Origin of the sequence: Bacillus sp. FCW2 (assembly GCF_021228595.1) — a bacterium.
Classification (GTDB): domain Bacteria; phylum Bacillota; class Bacilli; order Bacillales; family Bacillaceae; genus Bacillus; species Bacillus velezensis.
In genome coordinates this window covers 4,135,758-4,138,760 of record NZ_CP089436.1, presented here as the reverse complement: position 1 = coordinate 4,138,760, position 3,003 = coordinate 4,135,758, and the positions used below count along the sequence as shown (strand labels likewise).

The following is a 3,003-nucleotide window of genomic DNA, read 5'->3' as shown; positions in this document are numbered from 1 at the left end:
GTAATGCAAGATATCACGTAGTGATTCTTTTTAACGGTTAAGTTAGAAAGGGCGCACGGTGGATGCCTTGGCACTAGGAGCCGATGAAGGACGGGACGAACACCGATATGCTTCGGGGAGCTGTAAGCAAGCTTTGATCCGGAGATTTCCGAATGGGGAAACCCACCACTCGTAATGGAGTGGTATCCATATCTGAATACATAGGATATGAGAAGGCAGACCCGGGGAACTGAAACATCTAAGTACCCGGAGGAAGAGAAAGCAAATGCGATTCCCTGAGTAGCGGCGAGCGAAACGGGACCAGCCCAAACCAAGAGGCTTGCCTCTTGGGGTTGTAGGACACTCTGTACGGAGTTACAAAGGAACGAGGTAGATGAAGAGGTCTGGAAAGGCCCGCCATAGGAGGTAACAGCCCTGTAGTCAAAACTTCGTTCTCTCCTGAGTGGATCCTGAGTACGGCGGAACACGTGAAATTCCGTCGGAATCCGGGAGGACCATCTCCCAAGGCTAAATACTCCCTAGTGACCGATAGTGAACCAGTACCGTGAGGGAAAGGTGAAAAGCACCCCGGAAGGGGAGTGAAAGAGATCCTGAAACCGTGTGCCTACAAGTAGTCAGAGCCCGTTAACGGGTGATGGCGTGCCTTTTGTAGAATGAACCGGCGAGTTACGATCCCGTGCAAGGTTAAGCAGAAGATGCGGAGCCGCAGCGAAAGCGAGTCTGAATAGGGCGAATTGAGTACGTGGTCGTAGACCCGAAACCAGGTGATCTACCCATGTCCAGGGTGAAGTTCAGGTAACACTGAATGGAGGCCCGAACCCACGCACGTTGAAAAGTGCGGGGATGAGGTGTGGGTAGGGGTGAAATGCCAATCGAACCTGGAGATAGCTGGTTCTCTCCGAAATAGCTTTAGGGCTAGCCTCAAGGTAAGAGTCTCGGAGGTAGAGCACTGATTGGACTAGGGGCCCCTACCGGGTTACCGAATTCAGTCAAACTCCGAATGCCGATGACTTATCCTTGGGAGTCAGACTGCGAGTGATAAGATCCGTAGTCGAAAGGGAAACAGCCCAGACCGCCAGCTAAGGTCCCAAAGTATACGTTAAGTGGAAAAGGATGTGGAGTTGCTTAGACAACCAGGATGTTGGCTTAGAAGCAGCCACCATTTAAAGAGTGCGTAATAGCTCACTGGTCGAGTGACTCTGCGCCGAAAATGTACCGGGGCTAAACGTATCACCGAAGCTGCGGACTGTTCTTCGAACAGTGGTAGGAGAGCGTTCTAAGGGCTGTGAAGCAAGACCGGAAGGACTTGTGGAGCGCTTAGAAGTGAGAATGCCGGTATGAGTAGCGAAAGAGGGGTGAGAATCCCCTCCACCGAATGCCTAAGGTTTCCTGAGGAAGGCTCGTCCGCTCAGGGTTAGTCGGGACCTAAGCCGAGGCCGAAAGGCGTAGGCGATGGATAACAGGTTGATATTCCTGTACCACCTCCTCACCATTTGAGCAATGGGGGGACGCAGGAGGATAGGGTAAGCGCGGTATTGGATATCCGCGTCCAAGCAGTTAGGCTGGGAAATAGGCAAATCCGTTTCCCGTGAAGGCTGAGCTGTGATGGCGAGCGAATTATAGTAGCGAAGTTCCTGATTCCACACTGCCAAGAAAAGCCTCTAGCGAGGTGAGAGGTGCCCGTACCGCAAACCGACACAGGTAGGCGAGGAGAGAATCCTAAGGTGATCGAGAGAACTCTCGTTAAGGAACTCGGCAAAATGACCCCGTAACTTCGGGAGAAGGGGTGCTCTGTTAGGGTGCAAGCCCGAGAGAGCCGCAGTGAATAGGCCCAGGCGACTGTTTAGCAAAAACACAGGTCTCTGCGAAGCCGTAAGGCGAAGTATAGGGGCTGACGCCTGCCCGGTGCTGGAAGGTTAAGAGGAGCGCTTAGCGTAAGCGAAGGTGCGAATTGAAGCCCCAGTAAACGGCGGCCGTAACTATAACGGTCCTAAGGTAGCGAAATTCCTTGTCGGGTAAGTTCCGACCCGCACGAAAGGCGCAACGATCTGGGCACTGTCTCAACGAGAGACTCGGTGAAATTATAGTACCTGTGAAGATGCAGGTTACCCGCGACAGGACGGAAAGACCCCGTGGAGCTTTACTGCAGCCTGATATTGAATGTTGGTACAGCTTGTACAGGATAGGTAGGAGCCTTGGAAACCGGAGCGCCAGCTTCGGTGGAGGCATCGGTGGGATACTACCCTGGCTGTATTGACCTTCTAACCCGCCGCCCTTATCGGGCGGGGAGACAGTGTCAGGTGGGCAGTTTGACTGGGGCGGTCGCCTCCTAAAAGGTAACGGAGGCGCCCAAAGGTTCCCTCAGAATGGTTGGAAATCATTCGCAGAGTGTAAAGGCACAAGGGAGCTTGACTGCGAGACCTACAAGTCGAGCAGGGACGAAAGTCGGGCTTAGTGATCCGGTGGTTCCGCATGGAAGGGCCATCGCTCAACGGATAAAAGCTACCCCGGGGATAACAGGCTTATCTCCCCCAAGAGTCCACATCGACGGGGAGGTTTGGCACCTCGATGTCGGCTCATCGCATCCTGGGGCTGTAGTCGGTCCCAAGGGTTGGGCTGTTCGCCCATTAAAGCGGTACGCGAGCTGGGTTCAGAACGTCGTGAGACAGTTCGGTCCCTATCCGTCGCGGGCGCAGGAAATTTGAGAGGAGCTGTCCTTAGTACGAGAGGACCGGGATGGACGCACCGCTGGTGTACCAGTTGTTCTGCCAAGGGCATCGCTGGGTAGCTATGTGCGGACGGGATAAGTGCTGAAAGCATCTAAGCATGAAGCCCCCCTCAAGATGAGATTTCCCATTCCGCAAGGAAGTAAGATCCCTGAAAGATGATCAGGTTGATAGGTCTGAGGTGGAAGTGTGGCGACACATGGAGCTGACAGATACTAATCGATCGAGGACTTAACCAATTTGAATGTATGCTTACTGTTATCTAGTTTTGAGAGAA

The 3,003-nt window shown here is 53.3% G+C and carries 1 rRNA gene; it reads left to right on the top strand.

What is annotated here, in order from left to right:
• Positions 1–35 precede the first annotated feature (35 nt).
• Positions 36–2,965, top strand: a 23S ribosomal RNA gene (locus tag K3G25_RS20495).
• The last annotated feature ends 38 nt before the right edge of the window (positions 2,966–3,003 follow it).